Annotated in this window: 16 protein-coding genes and 1 pseudogene; 8 read left to right on the top strand and 9 right to left on the bottom strand. The window is 65.6% G+C overall.

Going from position 1 to position 15,301, the window contains the following annotated elements:
- Positions 1–255: integrase core domain-containing protein (locus NFX52_RS06555; protein WP_252635586.1), on the top strand; the 255-nt coding region annotated here is incomplete at its 5' end.
- 64 nt (positions 256–319) lie between these two features.
- On the opposite strand, the gene NFX52_RS06550 is transcribed toward NFX52_RS06555, so the two are convergent.
- The gene (locus tag NFX52_RS06550; protein ID WP_055396289.1) at positions 320–1,468 is read right to left on the bottom strand and encodes a helix-turn-helix domain-containing protein; all 1,149 of its coding nucleotides are present in this window, start codon (positions 1,466–1,468) and stop codon (positions 320–322) included.
- Between the two features lie 178 nt (positions 1,469–1,646).
- Between NFX52_RS06550 and NFX52_RS06545 the strand changes: the two genes are divergently transcribed.
- From NFX52_RS06545 to NFX52_RS06515, 7 genes and pseudogenes are all read left to right on the top strand, one after another.
- A complete protein-coding gene (locus NFX52_RS06545; protein WP_055396291.1) occupies positions 1,647–2,117 on the top strand; it encodes a (2Fe-2S)-binding protein in 471 nt (156 codons plus the stop codon).
- Positions 2,118–2,135: 18 nt separating this feature from the next.
- Entirely contained in the window at positions 2,136–4,523 is a 2,388-nt protein-coding gene (locus tag NFX52_RS06540) for a xanthine dehydrogenase family protein molybdopterin-binding subunit (protein WP_207401920.1), read from the top strand.
- 11 nt (positions 4,524–4,534) lie between these two features.
- The gene (locus NFX52_RS06535) at positions 4,535–5,326 is read left to right on the top strand and encodes an FAD binding domain-containing protein (RefSeq protein ID WP_055396248.1); all 792 of its coding nucleotides are present in this window, start codon (positions 4,535–4,537) and stop codon (positions 5,324–5,326) included.
- Between the two features lie 232 nt (positions 5,327–5,558).
- Positions 5,559–6,473, top strand: a complete 915-nt coding sequence (locus NFX52_RS06530; protein ID WP_055396250.1) for an AAA family ATPase — start codon at positions 5,559–5,561, stop codon at positions 6,471–6,473.
- A pseudogene (locus NFX52_RS06525) lies at positions 6,466–7,696 on the top strand (vWA domain-containing protein). The gene NFX52_RS06530 and the pseudogene NFX52_RS06525 overlap by 8 nt, the downstream one beginning before the upstream one ends.
- Positions 7,697–7,745: 49 nt before the next feature.
- Positions 7,746–8,372 (top strand): SRPBCC family protein, encoded by a 627-nt coding sequence (locus NFX52_RS06520; RefSeq protein ID WP_055396253.1) that lies wholly within the window; start codon positions 7,746–7,748, stop codon positions 8,370–8,372.
- Between the two features lie 164 nt (positions 8,373–8,536).
- Positions 8,537–9,625 carry an XdhC family protein gene (locus NFX52_RS06515; protein ID WP_055396255.1) on the top strand — a complete coding sequence of 363 codons (1,089 nt, stop codon included), beginning with the start codon at positions 8,537–8,539 and terminating at the stop codon, positions 9,623–9,625.
- 2 nt (positions 9,626–9,627) lie between these two features.
- Here NFX52_RS06515 and NFX52_RS06510 read toward each other — a convergent pair whose 3' ends face one another.
- From NFX52_RS06510 to NFX52_RS06475, 8 genes are all read right to left on the bottom strand, one after another.
- Positions 9,628–10,137, bottom strand: a complete 510-nt coding sequence (locus tag NFX52_RS06510; protein WP_055396258.1) for a low molecular weight protein-tyrosine-phosphatase — start codon at positions 10,135–10,137, stop codon at positions 9,628–9,630.
- A 20-nt stretch (positions 10,138–10,157) separates the two neighbouring features.
- Positions 10,158–10,847, bottom strand: coding sequence for a glutathione S-transferase family protein (locus NFX52_RS06505; protein ID WP_055396260.1), 690 nt, complete (start codon positions 10,845–10,847; stop codon positions 10,158–10,160).
- Positions 10,848–10,983: 136 nt separating this feature from the next.
- Positions 10,984–11,154 carry a hypothetical protein gene (locus NFX52_RS06500; RefSeq protein WP_162995995.1) on the bottom strand — a complete coding sequence of 57 codons (171 nt, stop codon included), beginning with the start codon at positions 11,152–11,154 and terminating at the stop codon, positions 10,984–10,986.
- A 94-nt stretch (positions 11,155–11,248) separates the two neighbouring features.
- Entirely contained in the window at positions 11,249–12,148 is a 900-nt protein-coding gene (locus NFX52_RS06495; RefSeq protein WP_121507164.1) for a transglutaminase-like domain-containing protein, read from the bottom strand.
- A 274-nt stretch (positions 12,149–12,422) separates the two neighbouring features.
- A complete protein-coding gene (locus NFX52_RS06490) occupies positions 12,423–13,025 on the bottom strand; it encodes a histidine phosphatase family protein (protein WP_055396262.1) in 603 nt (200 codons plus the stop codon).
- On the bottom strand, positions 13,003–13,971 hold the full coding sequence (locus NFX52_RS06485) for an MBL fold metallo-hydrolase (RefSeq protein ID WP_055396264.1): 969 nt from the start codon (positions 13,969–13,971) through the stop codon (positions 13,003–13,005). Before NFX52_RS06485 ends, NFX52_RS06490 begins: the two co-directional genes overlap by 23 nt.
- 126 nt (positions 13,972–14,097) lie before the next feature.
- Positions 14,098–14,466 carry a hypothetical protein gene (locus tag NFX52_RS06480; RefSeq protein ID WP_055396266.1) on the bottom strand — a complete coding sequence of 123 codons (369 nt, stop codon included), beginning with the start codon at positions 14,464–14,466 and terminating at the stop codon, positions 14,098–14,100.
- A 19-nt stretch (positions 14,467–14,485) separates the two neighbouring features.
- A complete protein-coding gene (locus NFX52_RS06475) occupies positions 14,486–15,265 on the bottom strand; it encodes an IclR family transcriptional regulator (protein WP_082437354.1) in 780 nt (259 codons plus the stop codon).
- Between the last annotated feature and the right edge of the window lie 36 nt (positions 15,266–15,301).

The following is a 15,301-nucleotide window of genomic DNA, read 5'->3' as shown; positions in this document are numbered from 1 at the left end:
CCCAGGACGCCCAGAACCAACGGCATGGTTGAGCGGTTTAACGGCCGCATTGCGGACGTTTTGAAGACCCACAGGTTCAACAGCCGCGAAGACATGGAGCAAACCCTGCTGCGCTATGTGGCCCTGTACAACCACCAGTTACCGCAGTCAGCGCTCAAGAGCAGTACGCCGATGCAGGCGATGAAAGAGTGGCACCAGACCCACCCGCACCTGTTTCACAAGCGACCATATGATCGTACGGGATGCGACAAATAAGCGCTAGAGGCCAATTTGACGCAAATATCTGCTACGCCTTGTTGGCAGGTGCCGCAGCCGCCGATCACAGCCCCTTGGGATGCCCCAGTTTGCGGTACACCGTGGCGCGGCTGATGCCGAGCACCCGGGCAGCTTCTGCCACATTGCCACGGGCGTCTTGCACGGCTTGGCGAATCAGGGCAGTTTCGGCCTCGCGCAGCGGTGCGGCGGTGGGGGGGGCGCCCACCAGCGCCGGGGACAGGGTGGCAACAGGCTGGCTGGTGCCACGAGCGTTTTCTGGCCGTTGCGCTAGCGCCTGCAGGCGCAGGCCCGACCACAGGGGCAAATCGATCGGCTGCGCCGGGTGCCGCCGCGCAGCATCGAACAACATGGCCCACGGCATAGCCAGCAGGTCGCTGGCGTGGGTGGGCGCACCCGGGGTGCGCAGTGGCTGGGGCACCAGTTGGCGGGCCATGCTGTTGCAGCCCACCACAAATCCATCGCCGTCCAGTGCCAGCAGGCCGTCGCCCTCGCTGCCCAGCGGGCCACCGGGCCAGTTCACGCGCAGCAGCAGGGCATGGGGCAATTGCAGCAGCAAGGCGTCTTCCATGGCGCGGGCCGATCGGGCCACAAGGTGGCGCAGCTCGGGCCGCTCGGGCACATCCACGCCGGTCAGGTCCAGCATGCCCACACACTGGCCCTGCGGGTCGAACAGCGGTGCGCCTGCACAGCTGTAGCTGGCGTTGTCATCAAAGAAGTGTTCGCCCCGGTGCAGCCACACCGGCTGCAGTTCGGCCAGCGCAGCGCCGATGGCTGTGGTGCCCACGGCCGCTTCCGACAGGTCGATGCCCACGCGGCCAATGGCGCTGGCGCGCGGGTCGCCCGGGTCGCAATGGCCTTGCACGTCTACCACGATGCCGCGTGCGTCCGTCAGCATGGCGAAGTAGTGCATGCCCGCAATCGCGCGGGTGAGCTGTTGCAGCACGGGCCGTGCCGCGCGCAGCAGGTGGTGGTTTTGCTCCTGGCTGCGGCGCAGCGCCGTGGCGCTGACGGCGTCAAATGCCACGCGGTGGGTGGGGTTGAGCCCCTGGGCCAGGCAGCGTTGCCACGACCGTGCAATCCATGGCTCCACCTCGGCCCGCAGGGGCGCTGCGCCATCCGCCAGCAGGCTCTGGCGCGCCTGTGCAATCAGTGCGTGGCGGTGGGCGGGGGACGTGGGCGCGGAGGACAGCATGGTGAACCGGATCCTTGAGCTGCGCATGATGCGCTGGTGTGCGCTGCAACATGTTTCATTTTGAGAATATCCGGCCGGGGCTGCCGGAAATCTAGGGTTGTCCCTAGGGATGGGTGGTGGGGCGCGGCTGAAGATGCGCGAGGTCAGTCCAGCCAAAACCTATTCAGGAGACAGCCAGATGCAAGTCCAGTTCACGGTCAACGGGCGCGCTGCCAGTGTTGACGTCCCCCCCAATACCCTGCTTGTCCATGCGCTGCGAGAGCACCTGCTGCTCACCGGCACCCATGTGGGTTGTGACACCAGTCAGTGCGGGGCGTGCACGGTGCATGTGAACGGCAGGGCCGTCAAATCCTGCGCCATGCTGGCGGTGCAGGCCCAGGGGGCCGAGGTGACCACCATCGAAGGCATGGCCACCCCCGACGGCACCATGCACCCCATGCAGGCCGCGTTCAAGGAGTGCCATGGCCTTCAGTGCGGCTTCTGCACCCCGGGCATGGTGATGAGCGCGGTGGACCTGTGCAAGAACCACCCCAACGCCAGCGAAGGCGAGATCCGCGAGCTACTTGAAGGCAACATTTGCCGCTGCACGGGTTACCAGAACATCGTGCGCGCGGTGCAGGTTGGCCAAAAGGCCATGGCTTCGGCTTAAACACAAAGGAGAAGAACCATGGGTGCATCCGACTTTTCCAAGCTGCCGCACATCGGCGAATCCATCAAGCGCAAGGAAGACTATCGCTTCCTGACCGGTGCAGGCCAGTACACCGACGACGTGGTGCTGGCCGCGCAAAGCCATGCGGTGTTTGTGCGTTCGCCGCACGCCCACGCCAAGATCAACAGCATCAACGTGGAAGCTGCCAAGGCCGCGCCCGGCGTGCTGGGCGTGTTCACTGGTGCCGACGTGGCGGCCGACAACATCAACGGCTTGCCTTGCGGCTGGCTCATCACCAGCACCGATGGCCAGCCCATGAAGGAGCCGCCACACCCCATCCTGGCGCAGGGCAAGGTGCGCTATGTGGGCGATCATGTGGCCATCGTCGTGGCCCTCACGCAGCAGCAGGCGCGCGATGCCGCCGAGCTGGTGGAGGTGGACTACGACGTGCTGCCCGCCGTGGTCAGCGTGGCCGATGCCGCAGCAGGCACCGTGTCGGGCGCAGGGCTGCATGACGCAGCGCCGGACAACCATTGCTACAAATGGGCCATTGGCGACAAGGGCGCGGTGGACGCCGCATTTGCGAACGCTGCGCATGTGACCAAACTGGACCTGGTCAACAACCGGCTCATACCCAACGCGATGGAGCCCCGCGCAGCCATTGGCAGCTACAGCCGCGCCAACGACGAGTACACGCTGTACGTCAGCAACCAAAACCCGCACGTCGAGCGGCTGTTGATGACCGCCTTTGTGATGGGCCTGCCCGAGCACAAGGTGCGCGTGATTGCGCCCGACGTGGGCGGCGGCTTTGGCTCCAAGATCTTTCTGTACGCCGAGGACGTGTGCCTGACCTGGGCGGCCAAGAAGCTCAACCGCAACATCAAGTGGGTGGCCGATCGCAGCGAGTCCTTCGTGTCGGACGCGCATGGCCGCGACCATGTGAGCCATGCCGAAATGGCGATGGACAAAGACGGCAAGTTCCTGGCCATGCGCGTGCACACCGACGCCAACATGGGCGCCTACCTCAGCACCTTTGCCAGTGCCGTGCCCACCATCCTGTATGCCACCTTGCTGGCAGGCCAGTACACAACGCCGCAGATCTATGTGGAGGTGGATGCCTGGTTCACCAACACCGCCCCGGTCGATGCCTACCGGGGCGCGGGCCGGCCCGAGGCCACCTACCTGCTGGAACGGCTGGTGTCGCGCTGTGGCTGGGAGATGGGCCTGGGCCAGGACGAAATCCGCAAACGTAACTTCATCACCAGCTGGCCCTACCAGACGCCCGTGGCACTGCAGTACGACGTGGGCGACTACCACGCCTGTATGACGCAAGCGCAGGAACTGGCCGACGTGGCGGGCTTTGCGGCGCGCAAGGCGGCCAGCGAGGCCAAGGGCTTGAAGCGTGGCATCGGCTACAGCAGCTACATCGAAGCGTGTGGGATTGCGCCGTCCAACATCGCGGGCGCCCTGGGCGCGCGCGCAGGTCTGTTTGAATGCGGCGAAGTGCGTGTGCATCCCACGGGCAGCGTGACGGTGTTTACCGGCTCGCACAGCCACGGCCAGGGGCACGAGACCACCTTTGCACAGGTGGTGGCCGCGCGCCTGGGCATCCCGGTGGAGAACGTGGACATCGTGCACGGCGACACGGGCCGCGTGCCGTTCGGCATGGGCACCTATGGCTCGCGCTCCATCAGCGTGGGCGGGGCGGCCATCATGAAGGCGCTGGACAAGATCGAGGCCAAGGCCAAGAAGATTGCGGCGCATTTGATGGAAGCCAGCGACGCCGACATCGACTTTGCCAACGGCGAATTCAGCGTGCGGGGCACCGACAAGAAGGTGCCATTTGGTTCGGTATCTCTGGCCGCCTACGTGCCACACAACTACCCGCTGGACGTGCTGGAACCCGGCCTCAACGAAACCGCGTTCTACGACCCGACCAACTTCACCTTCCCTGCGGGCACCTACATCTGCGAAGTCGAAATCGACCCCGCCACAGGCAGCACGCGGGTGGACAAGTTCACGGCCGTGGACGACTTCGGCACCATCATCAACCCCATGATCGTGGAGGGCCAGGTGCATGGCGGGCTGGTGCAGGGCATCGGCCAGGCGCTGATGGAAAACTGCGTGTACGACCGCGAAACCGGCCAGTTGCTCACCGGCAGCTTCATGGACTACGCCATGCCGCGTGCTGATGACTTCCCCGAGTTCAAGCTGGGCCATGTGTGCACCCCCTGCACGCACAACCCGCTGGGCACCAAGGGCTGCGGCGAGGCAGGCGCCATAGGTTCGCCACCGGCGGTGATCAACGCCGTGCTTGATGCTCTGCACCCGCTGGGTGTGAAGGAGTTCGACATGCCCGCATCGCCCCACCGCGTGTGGGAAGCGATTCAGAACGCCAAGGCTTGAGGAGAACCAGCATGTACGCATTCACCTTTGAAAATCCTTCCTCCACTGCAGCCGCAGCACAGCTCATCGCCCAGGGCGGCAAGCTGCTTGCGGGCGGGCAGAGCCTGCTGCCGTCGATGCGGCTGCGCCTGGCCAACCCCGAGAAGATCGTCGACCTGAACAGCATTCCCGAGCTGGCGGGCATCCGCAGCGAGGGCAATGCACTGGTCATCGGCGCCATGACGCGCCACATGGATGTGGCCAACAGTGCCGACGTCAACGCCGCCATCCCCGCACTGGCTGACTTGGCCGCGCACATCGGCGACCGCCAGGTGCGCGCACGCGGCACGCTGGGTGGGTCGGTGGCCAACAACGACCCTGCGGCCTGCTACCCCAGCGCCGTGCTGGGCCTGGGCGCCACGGTCATCACCAACCAGCGCGAGATTGCGGCCGACGACTTTTTTGTGGGCATGTACACCACGGCGCTGGAAGAGGGCGAGATCATCACCGCCATCCGCTTTCCGATTCCGAAGCGCGCGGCGTACCTCAAGTTCAAGCAGGCGGCATCGCGCTTCTCGCTGGTGGGTGTGTTTGTGGCGCAGACCGATGGCGGCGTGCGCGTGGCCATCACGGGTGCGGCCAGCAGCGTGTTCCGCCATGCGGGGCTGGAAGCAGCGCTGAACCAGAGCTTCACGCCCGCATCGGCGGCGGCGGTGAAGATTGATGCGAGCGATCTGAACGCCGACATCCACGCCAGTGCGGCTTATCGCGCCAACCTGATCAGCGTGCAGACGCAAAGGGCCGTGGCGCAGATGCTGGGTTGAGATCCGTAGGTCGGGTGAGCGCAGCGTAAGCCGACATTGCTGCGCCACTCGTTCCGTGGGTGTCGGGTTACGCCCTGCGTGCTAACCCGACCTACGGGGCCGCGAGGCCAGTTGCAACCACCTTGGGTGGCATGCAAGGTTAATTTTTGAATGAAATTGGCCTCTGGCGCTTCTCTATCAAGCGCTAGTAGCTATAAAAAACATAGTAATGAACGTTTCCCCTCCTGCGCCCATGACTGCGCCCGCGCTGTCCTCCATCGACGCCCTGGTGTTGGCCTTGCAGAGCGTGGGCTACTTTGCCGACCGGCGGCTGGCCACGGCCGTGTTCCTGGCGCTCAAGCTGCAGCGCCCGCTGTTGTTGGAAGGCGAGCCCGGTGTGGGCAAGACGGCACTGGCCAAGGCCTTGGGCGAAGTGCTGGAGCGCAGCCTCATCCGCCTGCAGTGCTACGACGGCCTGGAGCAGCGCGAGGCTCTGTACGAATGGAACTACGCAGCCCAACTGCTGCACATGCGTGCTGCTGAAGGCAAAGGAACGGCCGACATGGCGCAGGTGGAACGCGAGGTGTACCAGGACCGCTACCTCATTCGCCGCCCCTTGTTGCAGGCACTGCAGGCGCCAGAACCCGGCGCCGTGCTGCTCATCGACGAAGTGGACCGCGCCGACGAGCCCTTCGAGGCCTTCCTGCTCGAATACCTGGGCGAGTACCAGGTCAGCATCCCCGAGATCGGCACCGTGCGCGCCACGGCCACGCCGGTCACCATCCTCACCAGCAACCGCACACGCGACCTGCACGACGCTGTCAAACGCCGCTGCCTGTACCACTGGCTGGACTACCCCGAGCGCGAGCGCGAGCTGGCCATCGTGCGCGCCCAGGTGCCAGATGCCAGTGCGGCCCTGGCCGTCCAGGTAGCAGATTTTGTAGGCCGACTGCGCAGCCAGCCCTTCGCCAATGCCTTTCAGCGTGCGCCCGGCATTGCCGAGAGCGTGGAGTGGGCCAAGGCGCTGGTCGCGCTCGACACCATCGTGGTGGACCCCGAGGTGGTGTCGGACACCGCAGGCATTTTGTTCAAGCAGCGCGAGGACGTGGCTGCGCTCACGCGCGACATGGCGGCGCAGTTGCTGCAACCCGCTGAGGCCGATGCCTGAGGGCTCAACCGTGGCAGAGGTCAAAACGATCTCCCAGCTGGGCGATGCCCGCACGGGCAAGCTCGCCGACAACCTGAGCGGTTTTGGCCGCACCCTGCGCCGCGCTGGTGTGTGTGGACGCCGCCCGCATGGCGCTGGCCCAGCAGGCGGTGATGCTGGTGGGCCTGCGGCGTGAGGATTTCAGTGCCGCACTGGAGGCCGTGCTGGTCAGTCGCGAGCAGGACCGGTTGGTCTTCCGCGAGTTGTTCGACGCGTACTTTCGCAATCCCAACGTGGCGCAGAAGCTGCTGGCGCAGATGCTGCCCAGCGCTGAGTCCAAGGCCGAGCCCGCCAAACGCCGCCCGCGCGTGAGCGAGGCGCTCGCCCCCGTGCGTGCGGCCCGCAACGCGCCCCCGCCGCGGGAGGACGAGAAGATCGATTTCGACGCCGCCATGACGGCCAGCGACCTGCAGCGCCTGCGGCAGGCCGACTTCAACCAGCTCTCTGCCAGCGAATACCTGCTGGTGGAGCGCCTGGCGCGAGATGTGCCCTTGCCCCTGCCGCGCTACGCCGCCCGCCGCACCCGCCCCGGTGTGCGCGGCAGCCGCCCGCACTGGCCCGGCGCCATGCACCACGCGGCCCGCAACGGGGGCGAGGTGCTGCGCATCCCGCTGCTGCAGCGGCGCCAGCAACCGCTGCCGCTGCTGGTGCTGGTGGATGTGTCCGGCTCCATGGAGCGTTACGCGCGGCTGCTGCTGGCGTTTTTGCATGCCGCCACGGCACCGCGCCACACCGGCGATGCCGTGCGCCGCGACGTGTTTGCGTTTGGCACCGGGCTGACCGACCTCACGCCCGCCTTTCGCCTGGCCGACACTGACGCGATGCTGCAGGTGGCCAGCCATTCCATCAATGATTTTGCGGGGGGCACCCGCATGGGCGACAGCCTGGCCCAGCTGCGTTTGCAGCATGCCCGGAGGCTGGTGGGGCGGCGCACCCTGGTGCTGCTGATCAGCGACGGGCTGGACACAGGCACGCCCGAGGTGCTGGCGCAGGAACTGGGCTGGCTGCGCCGCCATTGCGGACGCCTGCTCTGGCTGAACCCGCTGCTGCGTTTTGAGGGCTATGCGCCCACGGCACGCGGCGCCGCCGAGTTGCACCGCCAGGCCCACGGCATGGTGGCCGTGCACAACCTGAGCCGCCTGCAGGATCTGGCGGCCAGCCTGGCGGCCGTGCTGCGGCAGTGACTGATTTCAGAAATAACCAGACAACACCAGACAACACAAGGAACCCACCATGGAAATGCAAGCCAGCCGCACCCTTGCCGTGAGCCAGCAGCAGGCCTGGGAGGCGCTCAACGATCCTGAGGTGCTCAAGCTGTGCATCCCCGGCTGCGACAAGGTCGAGGCGACCGGTGACAACCAATACGCGGTCGCCATGGCGCTCAAGATCGGCCCCGTGTCGGCCAAGTTTGCGGGCAAGATCACGCTGTCGGACATCGTGCCGCCAGAGAGCTACACCATCACCTTCGACGGATCGGGTGGTGTGGCAGGCTTTGGCAAGGGCAATGCGCAGGTCAAACTGGTGCCTTTGCCCGTGGATGCCGCTGGGCAGGAAAGCTGCGAGCTGCACTACACCGTGCATGCCACGGTGGGCGGCAAGATCGCTCAGCTGGGACAGCGGCTCATCGACGGCGCGGCCAAGAGCATGGCAGAGGATTTTTTCAAGCGCTTTGACAACGAAATGCAAAGCCGCCATCCGCGCGCGCCGGCAGACGATGGTGCGGCATCCTCCGAAGCGCCTACCGAGCCTGGGGCACTGGCGGCGTCAGCGGGGGAGGATATTCCCCCCAGCGGCATTCCGGTTTGGGTCTGGGTGGTGGGCGCGGCGGCGCTGGTGCTGTTAGCGTGGATGGTCAATTGACTCCCCCTGAGCCGCTTCGCGTCATCCCCCTGGGGGGGACGCCTCCGGTGGACCGGCAAAGCCGGATCTACGGTGGCGCTGGCCTGGGCGCAGCGCGGTTTCAGACGCAGCGCGCGTAGGTGGGAATTTCTGAATAAGCGTTGAAATGAATTGGTGACGGAACGATGGAAAACCTGGATGTGATGGTGCTGCGTACGCTGCAAGGCTGGCGGGCTGCGGGTCGGCGGGCGCTGCTGGCGACGGTGGTGCGCACGTGGGGCTCTTCACCCCGGCCGGTGGGCTCCATCATGGCGCTGTGCGAAGACGGTTCGGTGGTGGGGTCTGTGTCGGGCGGGTGCATTGAGGACGATCTGATTGACCGCCATACGCAGGCCTACGCGCAGGGCGCGCCCACGGCGAATGCGGTCGGAGACAAGGATCACCGCATTCCCAGCGGCCCGCCGACGTTTGTGAAATACGGCGTCACCGCAGACGAGGCGCACCGCTTCGGCTTGCCCTGTGGCGGAACGCTGGAGCTGCTGCTGGAGTACGACCCGGCCCCGGACAGCCTGGCAACACTGATCACCGCGCTGGAGGCTGGGCGCCTGATGCAGCGCAGCGTGCGCTTGGTCGACGGCGCGGTCACGCTAACGCCTGCGGCAGCGCCCACCGAGCTGGTGGTAGATGCCGAGCGGCTTACCAACACCTTTGGCCCCGAGTACCGCATGCTGCTGATCGGCGCGGGCCAGCTGGCGGAATACCTGGCCACCATGGCGCTGTTCAACGGGTTTGCGGTAACGGTGTGCGACCCGCGCGAGGAATACCGGGGCAGCTGGAACGTGCCCGCTGCCACGGTGGTGAGTGACATGCCCGACGATGTGGTGCTGGCCTTCAAGCCCGACCGGCGCAGCTGCGTGGTGGCCCTGACGCACGACCCCAAGCTTGATGACCTGGCGCTGCTGGAGGCGCTGAACACCGATGCGTTCTATGTGGGCGGCATAGGCTCGCGCCGCAACAACGAGGCACGCCGCGCCCGCATGATCGAACACTTTGACCAGACCGAGGAGAGCCTGGCCCGCCTGCGCGGGCCGATTGGCATCTACATCGGCAGCAAGACACCACCCGAGATTGCGGTGAGTGTGATGGCCGAAATTTTGGCTGTCAAAAATGGCGTCACCCTGCCGCGCGACATGGAGGTGGCCCAGGCCAAGAATGACCGGGAGCTGGCGCACAACGACCCCGGTGCGCTGGTGTGTGGGGTGCGCGCCGCGTAGTGCTAAAGCGGCCTGGACCGCAGCTGCAACTGCTGCCGCACATGGTGCAGCAGGCCATCACAGGCGTCTTCCACCAGGTCCAGCACCTCCTCAAAACCAGCGGCCCCGCCGTAGTAAGGATCGGGCACCACGGGGCTGTCGAACCGTTGGCAGAACTCTGTCATACGGCGCAACTTGCGGGCGTGTTCGGGTGGGCAAAGGTCTTGCGCAAGGGCCAGGTTGTCCCAGTCCATCGCCAGAACCAGATCGTGGCGTTCAAAGTCGTTGGCCAGCATCTGCCGAGCGCGCAGATCCGACAGGTCGTAGCCCCGTTGCGCTGCGTGGCGTTGGGTGCGGTGATCCGGCGCCTTGTCGGGGTGGTAGTTGTGGGTTCCTGCCGAGTCCACACGCACCTGGCTGGCCAAACCACTGTGAACCACCTTGTGCCGGAACACGCCGTGGGCCGTGGGGCTGCGGCAGATGTTGCCCATGCACACAAAAAGCACGGAGTACGTGGCGACGCGATCCTGCATGTCTTTGATCCCGGCTGTGTTCAGGCGGACATCACCACCGGGCCACCCTTGGCAATGCCGCGTTGGTAGGCGGGGCGTGCCTGCATGCGTTGTTGGTAGGCCTGAAGGTTGGGGCACGCACCGGCCTTGCTGGCGCGTGACAGGGCGGCCTCCACGGCAAAGCTCATCTGGAAATCGGCCATGGTGAGGTGCTCGCCTGCAAACCAGCGGTGCGTGCCCAGGTGTGCCTCCATGAAGTCGAGCGCGGTGTTCACGTTCGGGTCAATCACCTTCTCTTGCACCTTGCCGCACAGCGCCTTGGCAATTGGCTTCACAAAGAACGGCATGGGCTGGGTGGGGATGGTCATGAACACCAGCTTCATCACCAGCCAGTTCATGAGCGAGCCCTCGGCGTAGTGCATCCAGAAGCGGCACTGGCGGTACTCGGGCGTGCGCGGCGCGGGCTGCAGGTGGGCCAGGTCGCCGCCCGCCTGGGCTCCGTAGGTTTCCACCAGGTATTCGATGATCGCGCCCGACTCGGCGATGACCTCTTTGCCGTCGGTGATCACCGGCGATTTGCCCAGCGGGTGGATCTTCTTGAGTTCGGGCGGGGCCAGCTTGGTGGCCTTGTCGCGCTGGTAGATTTTCAGCTCGTAGGGAACACCCAGTTCTTCGAGCAGCCAGAGAACGCGCTGCGAGCGCGAGGTTTCGAGGTGGTGGACGGTGATCATGGGTGAATATTGGCACAGGTTGCCGGAGCAAGGCGCCACCGGCCGGGTGGTGTGAAAGCCCCAGAAAGCAAAAAGCCCTCTGGCGAGGGCTTTTTTGCAAAGAACCAACCGCAGTCGGCCCGTGGCGATCTGGCGATCAGCCGCCCTTCTTGGAGCGCTTGCCAGGGTTCTTCTTGCTGCGGGTTGCCACACCGCGTTCCAGGCTCACGCGCTGGCCACGGCCGGGAGTGGCCAGTGTGTAGCCGGGCACGGGCGTAGGGCGGGGGGTGCGCTTGCGGTCTGCTTCGGTGACGATCTTGTTGCCCATGGTAGGTCTCTGAGTTGGTGGAAAAAGGAGAGATTTTAGGCCACAGCCGGGTTGCCGGGCTTTCAAAGGTGTTTGGCAGGTGTTTTGTGGGTGCTCAGGCCGCCACAAAACCTGCGGCCACACCCGCCGCCACACCTGCGCCGTGGTCGGTGGACAGCGCTTGTGTGCAGTGGCGGGGCAACTCAAAACCCCGCGCGGCATCCTGAATGGCCATCGTACGGATCACGGGGGGCTTGGCCCACACGCCACCGAAGATCGTGGCAAAGGCCACATCTGCCGCATCCCTCCCCACACCAAACCGCAGCAGGCCCATGGGGATCGCCGTGCCAGACGGGTCAAAGATGTACCAGCGGTCGCCCAGGTACACCTCCACATAGGCATGAAAGTCGGGGGGGCCCAGGGCCGGGTCAGCGCCGTAGTCGGTTCCGGTGGTGAAGCGGGCCGGGATGTTGATGGCGCGGCACAAGGCAATCATGAGGTGGGCGAAGTCACGGCACACGCCCACCTGCTCCACCAGCGTGTCCACCGCAGAGGTGTTGGAGTTGGAAGTGTTGGAGGTGAACGCCACGTGCCGCTGCACCCAGTCGCAGATCGCCTGCACGCGGCTGTGCCCTTGCCACAGCGCACCAAACTCGTTCGTCGCCAGGCGCAGCAGCCGGTCGGACTGGCAATACCGGCTGGGGTAGATGTAGCCCATTACCTCTTGCGGCAGGCGCCGCACCGGTACTTCTGCCAATTGGGAGGGGTCGATGCGGTAGTGGTTGATATCGACCGTGGCTGAATACGACAGCTCCAGCGTGCCGGGCTCGCCATGCAGCCGCAGGTAGCGGTTGCCCGTGGCTGGATCGGTATGAATGTGGTGGGCAATGGGCTGGTTGATGACCAGGCGCTCTGCGCTTACCGACTGGTTGGGTGTCTGCGCCGCGTGGATGTTGAAGACAAAGTCGGCACCATGCTGGTCCACCTCGTAGCTCAGATCAATCTGCAGCTCCATGCGTACGCGATCATGGCTTGGCTGGTCTGCAGGGACTGTGCCGACTTGCTGAGCGGGGTAGGGGGCAGGCCAGGTGGCAGCGTTGCGGGTATTTGACTGCGGGGGAGGGCTTTGGGTGTTTGCCATGGGCATGTCCTTCGTGCGCCGCGTTCCGGGGCATCCGGCACAGCAGCGTGGCTTGAGGATAGTCCTTTCCCCCGCGCCCGATGTAGGCGGACGCCCCGGCGCCATGCCCGCCCGCTACCCATTCGCGGGAAGCCGCCAGGTCACCCCGTCAGGCGGGTATGGCAAGACGCGCCAGGACCTCGACGTTGCCACTGCGATCTGCCCGGAGAATCAGTCCTTCGCCCGAGCTGGTGTTGGTATTTGCCAGGTCGGACAGCACAAACATGTGGGTGAACCACACTTCGAAACGACCGGGCTGGGACGACGCTGTGGCCAGCGCTGTACGCAGTTCACGCAGGTGGGCCGCACCGGTGGTCTCCGGGCTACCCCGGGGCGACCCGAGTGCCGCCCAGACCTGCGGCGTACCAAAGGCGAGGGTGGCGCTGTCCACGCAGCGACACCAGGGGCTTGATAAAACCTTGCCAGGTTGGAGTTGCCGCTGCTGAAACCACGCGCCCACGCTGCGTGCCTGTGCGCGGCCTTCTTCGCTCAGATTGCGCTGGGTGCTGCAGTCACCCAGGCGGAGTCCTGGGGGGTCAAACGTGCCGGGGGCCAGCGAGTGGCGGAAGGCTGCCACCACCCCGCCCTTGCGCAACAAGGCTTCGGCATCCGCGTCTTGCGCCGCCCAGCCACGCAGGCTGGCCAAGGCCAGCCCGGCGCCCAGCACCGCACGGCGTGCAATGCGGGGCTCAGGCGGCAGGCTGGAAGGCATAGCCATTGCCAGAAGCCGCCATGCGGCCAAACGCAGGGAACGGGAAGTGGAAGCCGCCCAGCATGGCATTGCTGGCGGTGATGCGCTGGAACACATCGCGCCGCACCTTGCGCGCAGCCTCGGCGTCCATGTCAAAGGTCACAGCCCAGTCGGGATTGCGTGCGAACAGTGCAGGCACGTTGGTCAGGTCCGCGACATAAAAGAACTTCTGGCCCGAGGATGTCAGCTCAAACAGCGTATGGCCTGGCGTGTGGCCATAGGCCGCCACTGACTTGATGCCCGGCGCCACTTCCTCATCGGCCGCAAACTGCACCAGCGTGTCTGCGGGCATGGTGGCAAAGGTGCGGCGCACGTTATCGAATGCACCCTTCATGCCTGCGGGCGCAGCGGCCATGCGGGCGTCGTCCATCCAGAACGCGTGTTCGGCGGCAGGCACCATCACCTTGGCCTTGGGGAAAACCAACTCACCGGCCTTGTTGCGGATGCCGTTGATGTGGTCGCCGTGGTAGTGGCTGATCAGCACGGTGTCGATGTCGGCAGCCTGCATGCCCGCCGCGCGCAGGCTGTCGAGCAGCTTGCCGGTGGTGGCGCCACCAAACTCGCCCAAGCCGGTGTCGATGAGGATCTTGCGCGCGCCTGCCACCACAAGAAAGGGTGTGTAGGGCACGTCGATGTAGTCGGTGGGCAGTCCTTGCGATGCCAGCAGCGCACGCACCTCGGTCAGCGGCGCGTTCTTCACAAATTCCTCTCCCAGCGGGCGGCGCGTGATGCCATCGTTCAGCGCAATCACCTCCACATCGCCCACCTTCATGCGGCGAAAGCCGGGGCTGGGCAAGGTGGGGGTTCCGAAGTTGGGCGCGTTCTGGGCCCACACGGGGACAAACGAGCCCGCTGCGTAAACGGTGGTGGCCAGGCTTGCACCCAGGAAGTGGCGGCGTGACAGCATGAAACTCTCCGGTCTTGAGTTGAACTGAGGAGTCGCAACTGTAGCGATGCCCGAGAGATTGCCGCTTGCCGACGCGCTAACCTGTTCGCAACGTGGGGCTTTTGCTGGTAATTGGGGCTATGGAGGCTATTCGATCGCGAAGGCGTCGCGCAACGCACCGCAAAAGTCAGCATTTCCGCTGATTGTCAAGGTGATCGTGGTCCGGGGTGGGGCGGGGTTGCCTGCCGCCGCGCGCAGTTGCCCGGCGGTGTCATCAAACGTCAGCACCAGCGGTGTGCTGACCTCCTGCACGCCCTGCAAGTCGTAGTGCCATATGCCCCCATCTTCCGACGGGCCACAGGCATCGGGCCAATGCTGGTGCGCCCAGACCAGCACGGCGCTGATCTCAGCATGTAATGCGGGAATCTGCGCGGGCTGCACGCTCGCCATGGCGTCAAACGTACCTACGTCGTCCGCGTCTTCGCTGTAGTCAAAATCCAGGTAGTTCAGGTTCATGGTGTCCGTTCAAGCGATGTCATGTCCAGGTGCGGCCCAGCGCCTGGGCGGCTTCGCCCAGGCGGGTCACCTGCTGTAGCGCCTGCGCCAGCGGCATGCGTGCCGCCGGTGCTTGCAGCGCCACCGCGCAGCGTACCTGGCGCCGACCGCTGCCCAACACAGGCACGGCGACGCAGACGAGGCCATCCACAAACTCTTCGGCGTCTGTGGCGTAACCCTGCCGCAGAATCTGCTCCAGCTCGGCCTCCAGGGCGGTGCGGTCGGTCAAAGTGGTGGCCGTGTGGCGGGTCAGCGGCAGGCCGTCCAGGATCGCCGCTCGGCGCGCGGCCGACAGGTGGGCCAGAAACAGCTTGCCGCTGGCCGAGCAGTGGATCGGCACGCGCGTGCCGGGCCGCAGCTCCATGCGCAGCGGAAAGGCCGACTCCACGCGGTCCAGGTAGATCACCTCGGCGCCGCTGAGCGCCGTGAGGTTGCAGCTCTCGCCAATATCGGCCACCAGCTGGCGCAGCACCGCATGGCGCACGCCATGCTGGGTGCCCGCGCTGAGCGTGCTTTCGGCCAGGCGCAGCAGGCGGGGTGCGGGGGTGTAGCGGCGCCCATCGGGCTCGCGCGCCAGTAGGCCACCGCTTTCGAGCTGGCCCAGCATGCGGTGCACGCTGGGTTTGGGCCAGCCTGTGGCCTCGATGGCGTCCGCCAGGCTGAACGGGCGGCCATGGGCGCACATGATTTCCAGCAGTTCAAACAGGCGCAGGCTGGGGGATGAGTTGGTCACAAATCCCGGAATTCGAGACGAATCCATAAAACATTTCGGGATTATTGAGCATTGTGGCTAAGC

It is taken from the genome of Acidovorax facilis (genome assembly GCF_023913775.1).
Classification (GTDB): Bacteria; Pseudomonadota; Gammaproteobacteria; order Burkholderiales; family Burkholderiaceae_C; genus Acidovorax; species Acidovorax facilis.
This window is presented reverse-complemented; position numbering and strand designations above follow the sequence as displayed.